The 17,175-nt window shown below is 66.0% G+C and carries 12 protein-coding genes; 8 read left to right on the top strand and 4 right to left on the bottom strand.

Features of this window, described 5'->3' with window-relative positions; translation table 11 throughout:
• Nucleotides 1–20 precede the first annotated feature (20 nt).
• The 6 genes from rpoB (at nucleotide 21) to ACMDW7_RS01825 (ending at nucleotide 12,353) form a co-directional block, all read left to right on the top strand.
• Entirely contained in the window at nucleotides 21–4,136 is a 4,116-nt protein-coding gene (rpoB, locus tag ACMDW7_RS01800) for a DNA-directed RNA polymerase subunit beta (protein ID WP_377306118.1), read from the top strand.
• An 18-nt stretch (nucleotides 4,137–4,154) separates the two neighbouring features.
• On the top strand, nucleotides 4,155–8,408 hold the full coding sequence (rpoC, locus tag ACMDW7_RS01805; RefSeq protein ID WP_377306116.1) for a DNA-directed RNA polymerase subunit beta': 4,254 nt from the start codon (nucleotides 4,155–4,157) through the stop codon (nucleotides 8,406–8,408).
• 251 nt (nucleotides 8,409–8,659) lie between these two features.
• The gene (locus tag ACMDW7_RS01810) at nucleotides 8,660–9,706 is read left to right on the top strand and encodes a 23S rRNA (adenine(2030)-N(6))-methyltransferase RlmJ (protein WP_377306114.1); all 1,047 of its coding nucleotides are present in this window, start codon (nucleotides 8,660–8,662) and stop codon (nucleotides 9,704–9,706) included.
• A gap of 23 nt (nucleotides 9,707–9,729) precedes the next feature.
• Nucleotides 9,730–10,098, top strand: coding sequence for a VOC family protein (locus tag ACMDW7_RS01815; RefSeq protein WP_414859649.1), 369 nt, complete (start codon nucleotides 9,730–9,732; stop codon nucleotides 10,096–10,098).
• 317 nt (nucleotides 10,099–10,415) lie between these two features.
• Nucleotides 10,416–12,020, top strand: coding sequence for a CHAD domain-containing protein (locus ACMDW7_RS01820; protein WP_377306112.1), 1,605 nt, complete (start codon nucleotides 10,416–10,418; stop codon nucleotides 12,018–12,020).
• Nucleotides 12,021–12,053: 33 nt separating this feature from the next.
• The gene (locus ACMDW7_RS01825) at nucleotides 12,054–12,353 is read left to right on the top strand and encodes a DUF3658 domain-containing protein (protein ID WP_377306110.1); all 300 of its coding nucleotides are present in this window, start codon (nucleotides 12,054–12,056) and stop codon (nucleotides 12,351–12,353) included.
• A gap of 11 nt (nucleotides 12,354–12,364) precedes the next feature.
• Here the strand turns inward: ACMDW7_RS01825 and ACMDW7_RS01830 are convergent, their stop codons facing one another.
• On the bottom strand, nucleotides 12,365–12,592 hold the full coding sequence (locus ACMDW7_RS01830; protein ID WP_377306108.1) for a DUF167 domain-containing protein: 228 nt from the start codon (nucleotides 12,590–12,592) through the stop codon (nucleotides 12,365–12,367).
• Between the two features lie 163 nt (nucleotides 12,593–12,755).
• On the opposite strand from ACMDW7_RS01830, the gene ACMDW7_RS01835 reads away from it, so the two are divergent.
• The gene (locus ACMDW7_RS01835; protein ID WP_377306106.1) at nucleotides 12,756–13,697 is read left to right on the top strand and encodes a pseudouridine synthase; all 942 of its coding nucleotides are present in this window, start codon (nucleotides 12,756–12,758) and stop codon (nucleotides 13,695–13,697) included.
• Here the strand turns inward: ACMDW7_RS01835 and ACMDW7_RS01840 are convergent.
• Nucleotides 13,667–13,861 carry a hypothetical protein gene (locus ACMDW7_RS01840; RefSeq protein ID WP_377306104.1) on the bottom strand — a complete coding sequence of 65 codons (195 nt, stop codon included), beginning with the start codon at nucleotides 13,859–13,861 and terminating at the stop codon, nucleotides 13,667–13,669. The genes ACMDW7_RS01835 and ACMDW7_RS01840 overlap by 31 nt on opposite strands.
• Nucleotides 13,862–14,004: 143 nt before the next feature.
• Between ACMDW7_RS01840 and ACMDW7_RS01845 the strand changes: the two genes are divergently transcribed.
• Nucleotides 14,005–15,402, top strand: a complete 1,398-nt coding sequence (locus tag ACMDW7_RS01845) for a TAXI family TRAP transporter solute-binding subunit (protein WP_377306102.1) — start codon at nucleotides 14,005–14,007, stop codon at nucleotides 15,400–15,402.
• On the opposite strand, the gene ACMDW7_RS01850 is transcribed toward ACMDW7_RS01845, so the two are convergent.
• Nucleotides 15,393–16,253 carry a lysophospholipid acyltransferase family protein gene (locus ACMDW7_RS01850; protein ID WP_377306100.1) on the bottom strand — a complete coding sequence of 287 codons (861 nt, stop codon included), beginning with the start codon at nucleotides 16,251–16,253 and terminating at the stop codon, nucleotides 15,393–15,395. The genes ACMDW7_RS01845 and ACMDW7_RS01850 overlap by 10 nt on opposite strands.
• On the bottom strand, nucleotides 16,250–17,143 hold the full coding sequence (locus ACMDW7_RS01855; RefSeq protein WP_377306098.1) for a lysophospholipid acyltransferase family protein: 894 nt from the start codon (nucleotides 17,141–17,143) through the stop codon (nucleotides 16,250–16,252). The genes ACMDW7_RS01850 and ACMDW7_RS01855 overlap by 4 nt, the downstream gene beginning before the upstream one ends.
• Nucleotides 17,144–17,175 lie beyond the last annotated feature (32 nt).

Genomic DNA, 17,175 nt, shown 5'->3' on the forward strand with positions numbered 1-17,175 from the left:
CTCACACCGGACGGGAAACCATGGCCCAATCCACGCACTATTCGTTCACCGAAAAGATGCGGATTCGCAAGAGCTTCGGCAAGCGCCAATCCGTGCACGACGTGCCCTTCCTGCTTGAGACGCAGATTGCGTCCTACAAGCACTTCCTCCAGGAGGACGCACCGGCCTCCAAGCGCAAGAGTGAGGGCCTGCAGGCTGCGTTCAATGCGATCTTCCCGATCGTTTCGCACAACCAGTTCGCACGCCTGGAGTTCGTGAGCTACACGCTTGGCACGCCGGTGTTCGACGTCAAGGAATGCCAGCAGCGCGGTCTGACCTATGCTGCGCCGGTGCGCGCCAAGGTGCGTCTGGTCATTCTCGACCGTGAGGCTGCCAAGCCCACCGTCAAGGAAATGAAGGAGCAAGAGGTGTACATGGGCGAACTGCCGCTCATGACTGACACCGGCTCATTCATCATCAATGGCACCGAGCGTGTCATCGTCAGCCAGTTGCACCGCTCGCCGGGCGTGTTCTTCGAGCACGATCGCGGCAAGACCCACAGCTCGGGCAAGCTGCTGTTCTCCGCCCGCGTGATCCCCTATCGCGGCTCGTGGCTGGACTTCGAGTTCGACGCCAAGGACATTCTGTTCTTCCGCGTGGACCGTCGTCGCAAGATGCCTGCAACGATCCTGCTGAAGGCCATCGGCATGACGCCGGAGACCATCCTGGCGCACTTCTTCAAGTTCGATCACTTCGGCGTGATGCCCTCGGGCGCCATGATGGAAGTGGTGGCCGAGCGCATGAAGGGTGAAGTGGCACGGTTTGACATCGTCGGCAAGAACGGCGAAGTCATTGTCCCGAAGGACAAGCGCATCAACGCCAAGCACATCCGCGACATCGAAGCCGCAGGTCTGAAGCGCATCTCCGTGCCGGAAGACTTCCTGATCGGCAAGGTGCTGGCAACCAACCTCGTGAACGCCGAAACCGGCGAGATCGTGGCTAGCGCCAATGACGAGATCACCGAGACCGTTCTGGCCAAGATCCGCGAGGGCGGCATCAAGGAATTCAAGACGATCTACACGAACGATCTCGATCAGGGCTCGTACATCAGCCAGACCCTGCGCGTGGACGAAACGGCCGACGAGCTCACCGCCCGCGTAGCCATCTACCGCATGATGCGCCCTGGTGAGCCGCCGACCGAAGACGCCGTCCAGACCCTGTTCGGCCGCCTCTTCTACAGCGAAGAGACCTACGACCTGTCCCGCGTGGGCCGCATGAAAGTCAACGCCCGCCTGGGCCGCGACACGCAGGAAGGCCCGATGGTTCTGGCCAACGAGGACATCCTCGACACGATGAAGATCCTCGTCGATCTGCGCAACGGCAAGGGCCAGGTCGATGACATCGACCACCTGGGCAACCGCCGCGTGCGTTGCGTCGGTGAACTGGCCGAGAACCAGTTCCGCGCCGGTCTGGCTCGCGTCGAGCGCGCCGTGAAGGAACGCCTCGGCCAGGCCGAGAGCGAAAACCTGATGCCGCACGACCTGATCAACTCCAAGCCGATCTCGGCGGCGATCAAGGAGTTCTTCGGCTCGAGCCAGCTCTCGCAGTTCATGGACCAGACCAACCCGCTGTCGGAAGTGACGCACAAGCGTCGCGTCTCCGCACTGGGCCCGGGTGGTCTGACGCGTGAGCGCGCTGGCTTCGAAGTGCGCGACGTGCACGTGACGCACTATGGCCGCGTGTGCCCGATCGAGACACCGGAAGGCCCGAACATCGGCCTGATCAACTCCATGGCGCTGTATGCCCGCCTGAACGAATACGGCTTCCTCGAGACGCCGTATCGCAAGGTTGTCGACGGCAAGGTCACCAACCAGGTGGACTACCTCTCGGCCATCGAAGAAGGCAAGTACATCATCGCCCAGGCCAACGCTGCGCTGAACGAGAAGGGTGAGTTCACAGACGAACTCGTGGCCGCCCGCGATGCCGGCGAAACGATCCTGACCGCACCCGAGCGCGTGCAGTACATGGACGTGGCCCCGGGCCAGATCGTGTCAGTGGCTGCTTCGCTGATTCCCTTCCTTGAGCACGACGACGCGAACCGTGCGCTGATGGGCGCCAACATGCAACGCCAGGCCGTGCCCTGCCTGCGTACCGAGAAGCCGCTGGCTGGTACCGGGATCGAGCGCACGGTGGCCGTGGACTCCGGTACCACCGTACAAGCCCTGCGCGGCGGTCTGGTGGACTACGTGGATGCCAACCGCATCGTGGTTCGCGTGAACGACGATGAGAACGTCGCCGGTGAAGTTGGCGTCGATATCTACAACCTCATCAAGTTCACCCGCTCCAACCAGAACACGAACATCACCCAGCGTCCCATCGTCAAGAAGGGCGACAAGATTGCCAAGGGTGACGTGATCGCCGACGGCGCCAGCACCGACCTTGGCGAGCTCGCTCTGGGTCAGAACATGCTCGTCGCGTTCATGCCCTGGAACGGCTACAACTTCGAAGACTCGATCCTGATCTCCGAGCGCGTGGTGGCCGATGACCGCTACACCTCGATCCACATCGAGGAACTCAACGTGATGGCCCGGGACACCAAGCTGGGGTCCGAGGAAATCACCCGCGACATCAGCAACCTGTCCGAGAACCAGCTCGGCCGTCTGGATGACTCCGGCATCGTCTACATCGGCGCCGAAGTCACTGCCGGCGATGTGCTCGTGGGCAAGGTGACACCCAAGGGCGAAACCACGCTGACGCCGGAAGAAAAGCTGCTGCGCGCCATCTTCGGCGAAAAGGCCAGCGACGTGAAGGACACCAGCCTGCGCGTGCCCTCGGGCATGAACGGCACGGTGATCGACGTCCAGGTCTTCACCCGCGAAGGCATCCAGCGCGACAAGCGCGCCCAGTCGATCATCGATGATGAGCTCAAGCGCTTCCGTCAGGATCTGAACGACCAGCTGCGCATCGTCGAAGCTGATACCTTCCAGCGTCTGGAAAAGATGCTGAATGGCCAGATCGCCACCGGCGGCCCCAAGAAGCTGGCCAAGGGCACCAAGCTCACCAAGGAATACCTGGCCGAGCTGGAGAAGTACCACTGGTTCGACATCCGTCTGGAAGACGATGCTGCAGCCAACACCCTCGAAGCCGCCAAGGAGTCGCTGGAGCAAAAGCGCCACGCGTTCGATCTCGCCTTCGAAGAGAAGCGCAAGAAGCTCACCCAGGGTGACGAGTTGCCCCCGGGCGTGCTCAAGATGGTCAAGGTCTACCTGGCCGTGAAGCGCCGCCTGCAGCCCGGCGACAAGATGGCCGGCCGTCACGGCAACAAGGGTGTGGTCTCCAAGATCGTGCCCGTGGAAGACATGCCCTACATGGCCGACGGTCGTCCCGTCGACATCGTGCTCAACCCCTTGGGCGTGCCCTCACGGATGAACGTGGGCCAAGTGCTCGAGGTTCACCTCGGCTGGGCCGCCAAGGGTATCGGCGAGCGTATTGGCGAGATGCTGCAGAAAGAGGCCCGCGCCTCCGAAGTGCGCGGCTTCCTTGACAAGGTCTACAACGAGCGTGGCCAGAAGGAAGACCTCAAGTCCTTCAAGGACGACGAAGTCATTGCCATGGCCAAGCAGCTCAGCAAGGGCGTGCCCTTTGCCACGCCGGTGTTCGACGGCGCGGCCGAAGAGGACATCAAGGCCATGCTGGACCTCGCCTACCCGGACGAGCTTGCCGGCCAGCTACAGATGACGCCGACCAAGACCCAGGTGCGCCTGTTCGACGGCCGCACCGGCGACGCCTTCGAGCGTCCGGTGACCGTGGGCTACATGCACATCCTGAAGCTGCACCACCTGGTCGACGACAAGATGCACGCTCGTTCCACCGGCCCCTACAGCCTCGTCACGCAGCAGCCGCTGGGCGGCAAGGCGCAGTTCGGTGGCCAGCGCTTCGGCGAAATGGAAGTCTGGGCCCTCGAGGCCTATGGCGCGTCCTACGTGCTGCAGGAGATGCTGACGGTGAAGTCCGACGATGTGAATGGCCGTACCAAGGTGTACGAGAACATCGTCAAGGGTGATCACGTCATCGACGCCGGCATGCCGGAATCCTTCAATGTGCTGGTGAAGGAAATCCGCTCGCTCGGTATCGACATCGACCTGGAACGCAACTGATTCGGAGTGGAGTAAACGATGAAAGCCCTACTCGACCTATTCAAGCAAGTTCAGGCTGAAGAGCAGTTTGATGCCATCAAGATCGGCATCGCTTCGCCCGAGAAGATCCGTTCCTGGTCCTACGGCGAGGTCAAGAAGCCCGAGACCATCAACTACCGCACCTTCAAGCCGGAGCGCGATGGCCTGTTCTGCGCCAAGATCTTCGGCCCGATCAAGGACTATGAGTGCCTGTGCGGAAAGTACAAGCGCCTGAAGCACCGCGGCGTGATCTGCGAGAAGTGCGGCGTTGAAGTCACGCTGGCCAAGGTGCGCCGCGAGCGCATGGGCCACATCGAGCTGGCTGCACCCTGCGCGCACATCTGGTTCCTGAAGTCCCTGCCCAGCCGCCTGGGCATGGTCTTGGACATGACCCTGCGCGACATCGAGCGCGTGCTGTACTTCGAAGCATTCGTCGTGATCGATCCGGGCATGACGCCGCTCAAGCGCTGCCAGATCATGACCGAGGACGACTACCTCGCCAAGGTCGAGGAATTCGGCGACGAATTCACCGCCATCATGGGCGCCGAAGGCATCCGCGAGCTGCTCAAGTCGATCAACATCGACCAGCAGGTGGACACCCTGCGCCAGGAGCTTGGCGCCACCTCGTCCGAAGCCAAGATCAAGAAATACGCCAAGCGCCTGAAGGTGCTCGAGGCCTTCCAGCGTTCGGGCATCAAGCCCGAGCACATGGTGCTCGAAGTGCTGCCCGTGCTGCCGCCTGAACTGCGTCCGCTGGTGCCGCTGGACGGTGGCCGCTTCGCGACCTCGGATCTGAACGATCTGTATCGCCGCGTCATCAACCGCAACAACCGTCTGAAGCGTCTGCTCGAGCTCAAGGCCCCTGAAATCATCGTGCGCAACGAAAAGCGCATGCTGCAGGAAGCCGTGGACTCGCTGCTGGACAACGGTCGCCGCGGCAAGGCCATGACTGGCGCCAACAAGCGCGCACTCAAGTCCTTGGCCGACATGATCAAGGGCAAGGGCGGCCGCTTCCGTCAGAACCTGCTCGGCAAGCGCGTGGACTACTCCGGTCGTTCCGTGATCGTGGTGGGCCCGACGCTCAAGCTGCACCAGTGCGGCCTGCCCAAGCTGATGGCCCTGGAGTTGTTCAAGCCGTTCATCTTCAATCGCCTCGAGGCGATGGGTCTGGCCACGACCATCAAGGCTGCCAAGAAGATCGTCGAGAACCAGGAACCGGTCGTGTGGGACATCCTCGAGGAGGTGATCCGCGAGCATCCCGTGATGCTCAACCGCGCCCCGACCCTGCACCGCCTGGGCATCCAGGCCTTCGAACCGACCCTGGTCGAAGGCAAGGCTATCCAGCTGCACCCGCTGGTCTGCGCCGCCTTCAACGCCGACTTCGACGGCGACCAGATGGCCGTGCACGTTCCGCTGTCGCTCGAAGCGCAGATGGAAGCCCGCACCCTGATGCTGGCCTCCAACAACGTGATCTTCCCGGCCTCGGGCGAGCCCTCGATCGTGCCCTCGCAGGACATCGTGCTCGGCCTGTACTACACGACCCGTGCCCGCGTGAACGGAAAGGGCGAGGGCATGTTCTTCGCCGACGTCGGCGAAGTGCACCGCGCCCTGCAGTCCGGCGAAGTCGAGATCACCTCCAAGGTGACTGTGCGCATCAAGGAACAGGTCAAGGACAAGGCCACCGGTGAGATCCGCGAGCAGATCCGCCGCGTGGAAACCACCGTCGGCCGCGCGATCCTCTCCGAGATCATGCCGGCCGGCCTGTCCTTCGACCACATCAACAAGCCGCTCAAGAAGAAGGAGATCAGCAAGCTGATCAACGCCTCCTTCCGCCGCTGCGGCCTGCGCGCCACCGTGGTGCTGGCCGACCAGCTGATGCAGAACGGCTTCAAGCTGGCCACCCGCGCAGGCATCTCGATCGCCATGAGCGACATGCTCATTCCGAAGGCCAAGCACGACATCGTCGCTGCATCGTCCAAGGAAGTGAAGGAGATCGACCAGCAGTACGCCTCCGGTCTCGTGACCGCCGGCGAGCGCTACAACAAGGTCGTGGACATCTGGGGCCGCGCAGGCGACCAGGTCTCCAAGGCCATGATGGACCAGCTCGCCACGGAAGAAGTGACCGATCGCCACGGCAACAAGACCCGCCAGGAGTCCTTCAACTCCATCTACATGATGGCCGACTCCGGCGCCCGCGGTTCCGCAGCGCAGATCCGCCAGCTGGCCGGCATGCGCGGCCTGATGGCAAAGCCCGACGGCTCGATCATCGAGACCCCGATCACGGCGAACTTCCGTGAAGGCCTGAACGTGCTGCAGTACTTCATCTCCACGCACGGCGCCCGCAAGGGTCTGGCCGACACGGCGCTGAAGACCGCCAACTCCGGCTATCTCACCCGCCGTCTGGTGGACGTGACGCAGGATCTGGTGGTGACCGAGGACGACTGCGGCACCATCAACGGCGTGAACATGAAGGCCCTGGTCGAGGGTGGTGAAGTCATCGAAAAGCTCGCCGACCGGATCCTCGGCCGCGTGCTGGTCAATGACGTCATCAACCCCGAGACGGGCGACGTGCTCTTCGCTGCCGGATATCTGCTGGACGAAGATGCGGTCGAGCGCATCGAGGCCCTGGGCATCGACGAAGTGAAGGTCCGCACCCCGCTGACCTGCGAAACCCGCCATGGTCTGTGCGCCAAGTGCTACGGCCGCGATCTGGGCCGCGGTGCACTGGTGAACTCCGGTGAGGCTGTGGGTGTGATCGCCGCGCAGTCGATCGGCGAACCCGGCACGCAGCTGACGATGCGCACCTTCCACATCGGTGGTGCAGCGTCCCGTGCTGCCGTGGCCTCCGGCGTCGAAGCCAAGTCCAACGGTACCGTCCGCTTCCAGGCGATGCGTTACGTGACCAACGCCAAGGGCGATCAGATCGTGATCTCCCGCTCCGGCGAAGTGCTCATCACCGACGACGCAGGCCGCGAGCGCGAGCGTCACAAGATCCCGTACGGCGCCACGCTGGCCGTAATGGACGGCAAGAAGATCACCGCCGGCACCAACCTCGCCACCTGGGATCCGCTGACCCGTCCGATCATCACGGAGTACGCCGGTCGCGCCAAGTTCGAGAACGTCGAAGAAGGCCTGACCGTAGCCAAGCAGGTGGACGAAGTCACCGGCCTGTCCACGCTCGTGGTCATCGACGCCAAGCGCCGCGGTTCGACCAAGGCGGTGCGTCCGCAGATCAAGCTCGTGGACGAAGCCGGCAAGGAAGTCACGCTGGCCGGCACCGATCACCCTGTGACCATCACCTTCCCGGTGGGCGCGCTCATCACGGTGAAGGATGGCCAGGAGATCAAGCCGGGCGAACTGCTCGCCAAGATCCCGACCGAAAGCCAGAAGACCCGCGACATCACCGGCGGTCTGCCGCGTGTGGCCGAGCTCTTCGAAGCCCGCTCGCCCAAGGATGCCGGCATGCTGGCCGAGGTGACGGGTACCGTGACCTTCGGCAAGGAAACCAAGGGCAAGCAGCGTCTGGTCATCACCGACCTCGACGGCAACGCGCACGAGTTCCTGATCCCCAAGGACAAGAACGTGCTGGTGCACGAAGGCCAGGTGGTGAACAAGGGCGAACTGATCGTCGACGGTCCGGCCGATCCTCAGGACATCCTGCGTCTGCTGGGTATCGAGGCCCTGGCCCGCTACATCGTCGACGAGGTGCAGGACGTCTACCGTCTGCAGGGCGTAAAGATCAACGACAAGCACATCGAAGTGATCGTGCGCCAGATGCTGCGCCGCGTGCAGGTGCTGTCGGCAGGCGACACCACCTTCATCCCCGGTGAGCAGGTCGAGCGTTCGGAGCTTCTCAACGAGAACGACCGCGTAATCGCCGAAGGCAAGACGCCGGCCACCTACGAAAACGTGCTGCTGGGCATCACCAAGGCCTCCCTGTCCACCGACTCGTTCATCTCCGCGGCCTCCTTCCAGGAGACCACCCGCGTGCTGACCGAAGCCGCGATCATGGGCAAGAAGGACGATCTGCGTGGCCTGAAGGAAAACGTGATCGTCGGCCGTCTGATCCCGGCCGGTACCGGTCTGGCCTACCACCTCGCCCGCAAGGAGCGCGAGAAGGCCGAGGAAGCCGAACGTCTGGCCGCCAACGAAACGCTGACCATCGAAAGCGTGTTTGGTCCCTCGACCGACACCGCCGAAGTGGCTGCCGAAGGTGGCGAGGCCGCGACGCCCGACCAGGGCGCGGCCGAGTAAGCCGCACCCGCCCGAGGCGATGCATCGGGCCCCGGCCATTGGCTGTTGAACACGCCGCGCTCGGAAACGGGCGCGGCGTTTTTCTTTCCCGTGTCGGTGCGGACTGGGCCGAGTCCCGCAGCCGGACACGTGGAACAAGCATTCATGCGCTTCTTCAGGTCAAAATGGCTGGAGAGGCGCACCAGACAAGCGGAAAGCCTGGTCGGGTTCCGTTATCCGACGCCCGATCACTGACCTGAAAGCCTCACGCCATGTTCAGCTACCGCCACGGTTTTCATGCCGGCAACCACGCCGATGTGCTCAAGCACATGGCCCTGCTGCATGTCGTGAACTACCTCACGGAAAAGGGCGCACCGCTCATGGTGGTGGACACCCACGCCGGCGCCGGCGCGTATTCGCTGGAGGACACCTTCGCGCAAAAGAGCGGTGAATACCTTGAAGGCATCGCCAGGCTCTGGAGCGCCAAGCACCTGCCCGCACCGCTGGCCCGCTACGTGGAGGCCGTGCGTGCGTTGAACGTGGAGGGCGATGCCAAGCCGCAGGACGCGCCGCTGCGCTTCTACCCCGGCTCGCCGCTGCTGCTGCTCAATGCCCTGCGGCCCGAGGACAAGCTGCGCCTGTTCGAGCTGCACCCCACCGACATCGATCTGCTCGCCCGCAACTTCAAGGGCGTGGGCGCGCCGCGCCAGATCATGATCCAGCGCGCAGACGGCTTTGCAGGCCTCAAGGCCTTTCTGCCACCGCCCTCGCGCCGCGCCTTCGTGCTGATCGACCCCAGCTACGAGGACAAGGCCGATTACGCCCGCGTAGCCGACACGGTGGCCGACGCACTCAAGCGCTTTCCCACCTGCACGATCATGGTCTGGTACCCCGTTCTGCCGCGCCCGGAGGCGCGCAACCTCGTGCCGCGCCTGCAGCGCGTCGCGCCCAAGTGGGTCAATGCCCAGCTGCACGTAGCCGGTCCGCGTCGCGCGGCTGATGGCGGCAGCTCCATGACCGGCAGCGGCCTGTTCGTCATCAACCCGCCCTACACCCTGGGCACCATGCTCGTGCAGACCCTGCCCAAGCTCGTCGAACTGCTGCGTCAGGACGGGGGTGCTACTCATGTGCTCGAAGGCGGCGAGAAGAAGGCTCCGGGCAAGTCGGCCCGGCCGCAGCCCGAGGGCGAGCGCACGCAGGGTGGGGAGCGCGCCACCGCACCAACGCGTGTATCCACGCGCGCACCCGCCAAGCGCAAGCCGCTGGACCTCGAACCCGACCCGCGCGAGCCCAAGGACGATCCGCGCTTCCGGCGCTGACTGGGCTACAAGGAGCTGCAGCCATAAACCTCAACACCGTTGAATTCAAGGCCTTCGTCCCGGCCAGGGACTTTGTGCAATCCAAGGCCTTCTACGAGGCGCTGGGCTTCATCATCCCGTGGAGCGACAACGACCTGGCCTATGTGCGCCACGGCGACTGCGCCTTCCTGCTGCAGAACTTTCACGAGCCTGCGCACACCGCCAACTTCCAGATGCACATGCTGGTGGAGAACGTCGATGACTGGCACCGGCATGTGGTGGCCAGCGGTGTGGCCGAGCGCTTCGGGGTGAAGGTCGGCCCCTGCGAAGACCAGCCCTGGGCCATGCGCGACTTCGTGCTCTTCGACCCTTCCGGCGTACTTTGGCGCATCGCGCAGAACCTGCCGCGCTGAGACGACGCGGCGAGCGAGATCGGCGCCGCGCGAAGAGCTTGCACTTGTCAGCGCAAGCTCCCTGCGCCACTAGATGGCCGTTCGGCGCTGAGCGCGGGGTTTCGCCGGACCTGTCCGGCGCCGCGTGAAGAGCTTGCGCCTGCCAGCGCAAGCCCCCTGCGCCACTAGATGGCCGTTCGGCGCGGCTTTTCAGGCCAAAGTGGCTGGAGAACCGCACCACACAAGCGGGGCCCTGCATCGGTCTGGGCGCCTGCCCGCGCGACAACCCTGAGGCCGGCGCGATAGATCGCGCCGCGCGAAGCGGCTAGCGTGTGAACATGCCCGTCCGATCAAGCTCAACCGAACATGCGGCTGCGCCCGCCACACCACAGGAACTGGAGCTCAAGCTCGCCTTGCCGCTAGCCCAGGGTCTCGATGCCCATCGCGTGCTGCAGCGCCTGCTCGGCCGGCGGCTCCCGCAGCAGCTGCGCCTGATCAATATCTACTTCGACACCCCGACGCTGGACCTTGCGAAGCGCCGGGCCGCCCTGCGCCTGCGCAAGGATCTGGCGCCCGGCCAGGCGGCCAGCCCCTGGCTGCAGACGTTAAAGCTCGCGCCCACCGAGGAGCAGGCCCTGTCTCAACGCAGCGAGTGGGAGCGACCCGTCGCGGGCGAAGCGTTGAGCCGAAACGCATTGGCCGACACCGACTGGTGGCGCTTCGACGCCGAGGGTGCGCTCTTCGAGCACCTCGCACCGGTGTTTCGTACTGACTTCGACCGCACCGCCTGGACCGTGCGTCGCGCAGACCGCAGCGTGGTTGAGCTGGTGCTGGATCGTGGCCGCATCACGGCCGGTGCCGCCGCCGAACCCTGGCTGCCCATCTGCGAGATCGAGATCGAACTGAAGGCGGGTGGCGCGGAAGCGGTGTTTGCGCTGGCCGAACAAGTGGCCGCCGTGCTGCCCGTGCTGCCGGCGCGCGCGAGCAAGGCGGCACGTGGCTACAGCCTGGCCCAAGGCACGGGCACGACGGTCGAGCCGATCCTCGCAAAACCGCCGCAGCTGGAGCGTGCGCTCACAGCGCAAGCCGCAGCGCAGCGTGTGCTGCGCGAGGCGCTGGGCCAGCACCTGGACAACCTGCTGCGCATCACCCAGAGCGCCGATCCTCGGCTGGTACATCAATGCCGTGTGGGTTGGCGGCGCTTTCGCAGTCTCGCCAGGTTCTTCGCCCCCGCGCTGGTTGGTGTGGCGCCGATGCCGGATCGCACGCCGCTGGCTGCGCTGCACGCCGCGCTGGGCGAGATGCGCGATCTGGATGTGGCCGCCACCGAGACCCTGCCGCGCTGGGCGCCCGCATTTGTCGAGGTGGAGGGCGATGCCGCCGCCCGGGCGCGGCATGAAGCGAGCTGGGCGACCCTGCGCGAGAGCATCGAAGCACAGCGCAGCGCGGCCCGCGAGCGCTTGCTGGCGGCGATCGAAAGCACGCAGACTTCGCGTGGTCTGCTGGCCCTGTTGCGTTGGGTGGAGTGCATGCCGTCGGCCGAGCCGGCCGCGGCGCGCGACAGCGATGGCGCCGCGCGCGACCTTGCTCAGTTGGAAGCCGTGGCCCCGGCGGAGCCCGCGCCCCTGCACCGCTTTGCGCGTGATCGCCTCAAGCGCTGGTGGCGCAAGATGCAACGCATGCTGCACGAGGCAAGTTCAGAGGCGCAACGTCACCAAGCCCGCATCCAGGCCAAACGCAACCGCTATGCGATCGAAGCGCTCAAGGGTCTGTTGCCGGACAAGGATCTCAAGCGCTGGCGCGACGAGGCGGTGCAGGTCCAGGCCGGTGTCGGCCAGGCCCGCGACCGCGCGATGGCTGCGCGTCTGGCGCAGGCGGTGGGCGCCGATGCGGAACTCGTGGCGTTCTTGCGAGGTGTCGCCGCCGCAGACGCGGGTGTGTAATCGCGCCGCAGCCACCCAACGCACCTGACTCGAATGAGCAACGCCCGTGATTTCGACAGCCCGCCCACAGAGGCACAGCTGCAGCGGATTGCATCACTGAGTGCCAGCGATCTCGCCGATATCGACGCTGCCCTCCTGGCACTCTGCATCCCGCAGTGGCGCACGCTCGCGCGGGTGGTTGGCGGGGCGATGCTGAGTTTCGAAGGCCGCTTCGCTGGCGTACCGGACACCTACTTCGCCCAGCGGGTCGCGCGCTTGATCGATGCTGGTGTGCTGGAAGTGACCGGCGATCCGCGTCGGATGCGTGGCTGCGAGATCCGCCGGGCGGGCTAGGCAGCGACGATTCAGCCGTCCACCGTCACCAGCTTCATCCGCCCGCCCGCGCCGCTCTTGATCGTCACCTGCGCCGCGCGCACACCGAAGTGCGCGGCCACCAGGGCGATGACTTCCTTGTTGGCCTTGCCGTCCACGGGCGGCGCCTTCACCTGGGCCAGCCATGTGCCGTCCGCAAGCTGTTCGAGCCGGCTTTGGCGGGCTTGCGGCTTGACCTTCAGGCTCAGGGTGGTGGGCACGGCGCGGATTATCCGGTGGTGCGGACACCAGCCCGCATTCGAAAAGTGAGATCGGCTTGCAGAGCGGCTCTTCAGGCCAAAATGGCTGGAAAGCCGCATGGGACAAGCGGAAAGCCTGCTTGCGTACGCAGCCAGTCAAGGATGACGCTCTATCCTTGTGCCCATGAAGAAGCTCACCATCGCCCCCCGGCCTGCGGGCGGCACGCGCGCCGCATCGAGCACCGCGCCCCGCCCGGCGCCGCGGCCGGCCCCCGGTCAGGCGCCTCGGTTGGCGGCCGGGCCGAACGCACGGCGCACAGCGGCCGCAGCGCCGAACCCGACCGGCCTGGCGACAGAGACCGGGCCGGAGCTCATGCGGGTATCCAAGCGCATGAGCGAGCTGGGTCTGGCCAGCCGCCGCGAGGCCGACGAATGGATCGAGCGCGGCTGGGTGCGCGTGAACGGCGAGGTGGCGCAGCTCGGGCAGAAGGTCACTGCGGCCGACAGGATCACGATCGAGCGCGGCGCGCGCGAGCAGCAGGCCGAGCAGGTCACGGTGCTGATCAACAAGCCCATCGGCTATGTGAGCGGCCAGGCCGAGGACGGCTATGAGCCCGCCTACACGCTGGTGACGGCCGAGCGCCGCTGGGCGCAGGACGGCAGCCCGCGCGAGTTCCACCCGCGCCAGCTCAAGCACCTCGTGCCAGCCGGGCGCCTGGACATTGATTCCACCGGCCTGCTGGTGCTCACCCAGGACGGTCGTGTGGCCAAGCAGCTGATCGGCGAGGACAGCGACATCGAGAAGGAATACCTCGTGCGCGTGGTCTGGCACAGCACGGGCGGCCGCTCGCCGCGCGAAGCCTTTCCGGCGCGCGAGCTGGCGCGGCTCAATCACGGTCTGGCGCTGGACGGCAAGCCGCTCAAGCCCGCACGGGTCGAGTGGGAGAACGAGGATCAGCTGCGCTTTGTGCTGCGCGAAGGCAAGAAGCGCCAGATCCGCCGCATGTGCGAGCTGGTGGGCCTGAAGGTGGTGGGCCTGAAGCGCATCCGCATCGGGCGGGTGCTGCTGGGCAACCTGCCCGCCGGGCAGTGGCGCTACCTGGCTCCGGGCGAAGTCTTCGCGTAGGCCGGCGCCCGCGCAGCCGCCGGATTCAGGATCAGCTCGGCCAGCAGGGCCGTGGCCAGACCCACCGCGAGGGTGCAGGCCGCCATGCCGCGCCACAGGGCCCAGGTGGCGCGTGCGCGTTCTTCTGCCGTGGTGGCGGGATCGGTGTGCTTGGGGGCGGTCATGGCACGGTGCTCCGACAGCGGGTGTTGATGCAGTGTGAGCGGCACCCCGCAGGCGCAAGGCCGGGAAAAGCGCCGTATCCGCGCGGCACTTCCGGTTGCAAGCCCGCCGGGGCGGCGGCAAAGCGCTGCTGCACAATCCGTCCATGAGCAAACTGCTGAAAAGCGTGTGGTTGTCCCTGCGCGAAGGGGCGCTGGTCTGGACGCCGTTTCTCCTGATCACGGCGCTGCTGCTGGCGCTGGCCTACTGGGTGCTCAAGCCGGCGCCGCCCAAGCGTGTGGTGCTCGCCACCGGCACGGAGCAGGGCGCCTACGAGGCCTTCGGCAAGCAGTACGCGCAGGTGCTGGCGCGCTACGGCATCACCGTGGAGCTGCGTCCCTCCCAGGGCTCGGTGGCCAATCTGCAGGCCCTGATGGACCCGGACAATCCGGTGGAGATTGCCTTTGTGCAGGGCGGGAGTGCGCCGGCGGAGATGGTGGCCTCGGCGGATGATCCGATGGCTGCGCATGACAGCCCGCTCATCTCACTGGGCTCGCTGTTCTACGAACCCGTGTGGCTCTTCTACCGGGAAGACGCCGTGCGCCGCAGCGCTGGCGCGCTGGGGCCGCGCACGCCGCAGGCGCCTGCCGTCATCAACAGTCTGGATGCCATGAACGGCTGGACCGTGAACGTGGGCACCGAGGGCAGTGGCGTCACACCCATCGTCATGCAGCTGCTTGCGGCCAATCGCATCGCGCCCGAGAGCATGAAGATGCTGCGCCTGGCACCCACGCCGGGCGTGATGGAGTTGCTGGAGGGCCGGGCAGACGCGATGTTCTTCGTCTCGGCGCCCGAGAGCCCGCTGGTGCGCATGCTGCTGCAGACCCCGGGCATCCGCCTGTTCGACTTTGCGCAGGCCGAGGCCTATTCGCGCCGCTTCCCCTACCTGAGCCACGTGACCCTGCCGCGCGGCATCGTGGAGCTGGGTGCAGACATCCCGAGCCAGGACTATCGCCTGGTGGCACCCACGGCCACGCTGCTGGCGCGGCGTGATCTGCATCCGGCCCTGATCCAGCTCTTCATGCAGGCGGCCACGCAGTTGCACAGCCCGCCCACCTGGTTCTCGCGCACGGGCGAGTTTCCGAGCGCCCGCAACAACGAGTTCCCGGTCGCGGCCGAGGCGCAAAAGTACCTGCGCGACGGCCCGCCCTTCCTGCAGCGCTACCTGCCCTTCTGGGCCGCCAACCTCGTGGACCGCATGTGGGTGGTGCTGGCCGCGATCATCGCCGTGATGCTGCCGCTGTCGCGCGTGATTCCGCCGCTCTATGAGTTCCGCATCCGTTCACGGGTGTTCCGCTGGTACGGGCAGCTGCGCGCCATTGAGGAACGAATCGGCCAGCGTGACGCGGATCGCACCGCGCTGCTGGCCGAGCTGGATGATGTGGAGCACCGTGTGGAGCGCATCTCGGTGCCGCTGTCCTATGCCGACGAGCTGTACGCGCTGCGTCAACACATCGACATGGTGCGCGCCCGCATCAAGCTGGGCGCAGGCGCTCAGGCGTAGACCGGCGGATCGCCCGGCGCGCGCGACTTGTAGCGGCGGTGGCTCCAGAGGTATTCCGGCCCGCCTTCGAGCGCCCAGCGTTCGATCGCCTGATTCATCTGGATGCACGCCGCTTCCACGTCCATGTCGCCGATGCCCTCCCAGGCGGGCTCCAGACGGATGTCGTAGCCGGTGGGCGTCATGCGCGCGATCAGCGGCACGACCACGGCACCGCCCAGGCGGCCGAGCTTGGGCAGCACGGTGAGCGTGGCCGCACGCACGCCAAACAGCGGCACATAGACCGAGTCCTTGGGGCCGAAGTCCATGTCCGGCAGGCAGTAGAAGGGGCGGCCGTCCTTCATGTCAGCAATCACGCGGCGCACGCCCGCATCGCGTGAATAGGCGCGCAGATCGCCGCCGCGCATGCGGCCCTCGAACACGATGGCGTCGAACACGGGGTTGGTCTGCTTCTGATAGAACCCGGTGATCGGCACACCCTGCTGCAGCAGCGCGGTGAGTGCCGCGTCCAGTCCGGCCAGATGCGGTACCAGCAGGATGGTGGGGCGCTCGCGCGACCAGTGCTCCATCCCGCGCACCGGGCAACGCCTGCGCACGGTGTCGGCGCTGCCGTACCAGAGCCAGGCACGATCCAGCAGGGCCTGCATGAGTTTGATGAAGTGCGCCCGCGTGAGCCGCTCGATCTCATTCGGACTGGCGTGGGGATAGGCCAGGCGCAGATTGGTGCGCGCCACGCGCCTCCGCGGTCGGGCCAGCGCATAGCCCAACAGCCCGCCGGCCGCGGCGATCGCACGCAGCACCGGGAGCGGAAGCCAGGCCAGCAGGCGCAGCAGACCCTCGACCAGGCCCTTCAAGTGCCGGCTCCGTCGGTTGGCGCAGTTGCTTGCGCCGGTGCTGACGCTGCGGCCAGCGCACCGTCGGGCATGCGGTAGCGGTTGTAGGCCCAGAGGTACTGGATCGGATCGAGCGCCACCATGTCTTCGACGGCGCGGTTCATGGTGGCAGCGTCCGCCGCGTCCTCGCCGATGAACTGGCCGGTGAACGGCGCAAAGCGCAGATCCCAGCCGCCGGGGCGGCGCAGCGCAATCGCCATCACCACCGGCGCGCCGGTATTGAGCGCCAGCTTGCCCGGCAGCACCATGGTGTAGGCCGGGCGTCCGAAGAAGGGCGCGATCACGCCTTCGCCCATGGCAGGTACCTGGTCGGGCAGCATGCCCACCAGTTCCTTGCGCTTGAGGGCTTTGAGCATCAGGCGCACGCCGCGCAGTTCGGCTGGCGCAAGATTCAGGTGTTCGCGCTGGCGGGCGTCTTCCACCAGCGGCTTGACCCAGGCCTTGCGCGGCGGCCGGTACAGCACGGTAATGGGGGCCACCTCGCCATAAGTCTTCGCCAGCCACTGCGCCGCCACCTCGAAGCAGCCCATGTGCGGCGTGATGAGCAGCACGCCCTTGCCCTGCGCCAGCGCGGCATCCACCACGCTGCGATCGGCACAGTGCACCCGGGAAAGCACATCGCCGCCCGGTCGCAGCCATACCCAGAGCATTTCAATCAGGGAGCGGCCGGTTTCCTGCAGCACGGCGCGTGCGCTAAGCCCTGCCGTCAGGGGTTGCGCCTGGGCGAGGTTGGCCTCGGTCAGCCGGCGGGTGCCGCCGGAGCTCGCCCAGACCAGCAGCCCGAGCAGGGCACCCAGGCCGCGAAGCAGGGACAGGGGCAGGAAAGCCAGCAGGCGGGCGACGAGAAGCATCAGCTAAAGTAGAGACATTGGCGCCGAGTTAA

This window comes from Piscinibacterium candidicorallinum (genome assembly GCF_047549485.1).
GTDB lineage: Bacteria > Pseudomonadota > Gammaproteobacteria > Burkholderiales > Burkholderiaceae_C > Piscinibacterium > Piscinibacterium candidicorallinum.

Bases quoted from the DNA above. Each gene is read 5' to 3' on its own strand.
- rpoB (WP_377306118.1), top strand. From the start codon at position 21: ATGGCCCAATCCACGCACTATTCGTTCACCGAAAAGATGCGGATTCGC.
- rpoC (WP_377306116.1), top strand. From the start codon at position 4,155: ATGAAAGCCCTACTCGACCTATTCAAGCAAGTTCAGGCTGAAGAGCAG.
- ACMDW7_RS01810 (WP_377306114.1), top strand. From the start codon at position 8,660: ATGTTCAGCTACCGCCACGGTTTTCATGCCGGCAACCACGCCGATGTG.
- ACMDW7_RS01820 (WP_377306112.1), top strand. From the start codon at position 10,416: ATGCCCGTCCGATCAAGCTCAACCGAACATGCGGCTGCGCCCGCCACA.
- ACMDW7_RS01825 (WP_377306110.1), top strand. From the start codon at position 12,054: ATGAGCAACGCCCGTGATTTCGACAGCCCGCCCACAGAGGCACAGCTG.
- ACMDW7_RS01835 (WP_377306106.1), top strand. From the start codon at position 12,756: ATGAAGAAGCTCACCATCGCCCCCCGGCCTGCGGGCGGCACGCGCGCC.
- ACMDW7_RS01840 (WP_377306104.1), bottom strand. From the start codon at position 13,861: ATGACCGCCCCCAAGCACACCGATCCCGCCACCACGGCAGAAGAACGC.
- ACMDW7_RS01845 (WP_377306102.1), top strand. From the start codon at position 14,005: ATGAGCAAACTGCTGAAAAGCGTGTGGTTGTCCCTGCGCGAAGGGGCG.
- ACMDW7_RS01855 (WP_377306098.1), bottom strand. From the start codon at position 17,143: ATGCTTCTCGTCGCCCGCCTGCTGGCTTTCCTGCCCCTGTCCCTGCTT.